The organism is Mesorhizobium sp. B1-1-5 (assembly GCF_006443065.1).
GTDB lineage: Bacteria > Pseudomonadota > Alphaproteobacteria > Rhizobiales > Rhizobiaceae > Mesorhizobium.
Genome location: NZ_VFWS01000631.1, coordinates 1 through 1,061, shown reverse-complemented (window position 1 = coordinate 1,061; position 1,061 = coordinate 1). Strand labels below are relative to the sequence as shown.

Below are 1,061 nucleotides of genomic sequence, written 5' to 3'. Positions count from 1 at the left end.
GCGGAAACCTTTCATCATGCCGGCGGCGGGAAATTCGCGCACATCCCCTGCCTCAACGACAGTCCCGAAGGCATGGCGGTGATCGAGGCGATGGTGCGGCGCGAACTGTCCGGCTGGATCTGAACCCGGGAACAATGGACGTTCCGGGGCGTTGAGGCGCGCCCTCCGGAGACCATCGATGCCCCGCAAGCTCGACCTCAGAAGCGGCCGGCCAGTCTGGTCCGCCTATCGGGCACCCGCTGTCCCGACAAGCGCTCTGACCCGTGACGCCAAGGCCGATGTGCTGGTGATAGGCATGGGCATCAGCGGCGCCATGATCGCAGAAGCGCTGACGGCTGACGGCCATTCGGTGGTCTGCATCGACCGGCGCGGCCCGCTGAGAGGGTCGACGTCGGCGACCACCGCCCTGGTGCAGTTCGAGATCGACCAGCCGCTGACGGCACTCGGCAGGATGATCGGCAAGGCCTCGGCGGAACAGGCCTGGCGGCGCTCGCGTCTGGCCGTTTCCAACCTTGCCGGCCGCATAGCCGAGCTCTCCATCAACTGCCGCCTGAGCCGCGCCCCCTCCCTCTATCTGGCCGGTACCGTGCTCGGCCCATCGCAGTTGCGTGACGAGACCGAGGCGCGGCGACAGGCGGGCATCGCCGCGACCTATCTCGCCCCTGCGCCGCTGGCTGCGCGATTCGGCATCGAGCGCGACGGCGCCATCCTCAGCCATGGCAACATCGCGCTCGATCCGCGCAAACTGACCGCCGGATTGCTGCTGAAGGCGCTGGAGCGCAAGGCGCGCCTCTACGCCCCGGTCGAGGAGACCGCGATCGAAGACAGCGCCAAGGAGGTCGTCGTCGCCACCAGGGGCGGCCCCATAATCAGCGCGCAGCACGTCCTGCTCGCGACCGGCTACGAGTTGACCGACATCGTGCCGGCAGCCGCCCACCGCGTCATCTCGACATGGGCCATCGCCACACGCCCGCAGCCGCGAAAGATTTGGCCGGACGCGGCCCTCATCTGGGAAGCGTCGGACCCCTATCTTTATGCAAGGGCGACAGCCGACGGCAGGG

1 protein-coding gene and 1 pseudogene are annotated in these 1,061 nt (G+C 68.2%); both read left to right on the top strand.

What is annotated here, in order from left to right:
• A pseudogene (gene hemH, locus FJ980_RS33935) lies at window positions 1-123 on the top strand (ferrochelatase); the annotation flags it as partial.
• Between the two features lie 55 nt (window positions 124-178).
• Window positions 179-1,061: FAD-dependent oxidoreductase (locus FJ980_RS33930; protein ID WP_140547704.1), on the top strand; the 883-nt coding region annotated here is incomplete at its 3' end.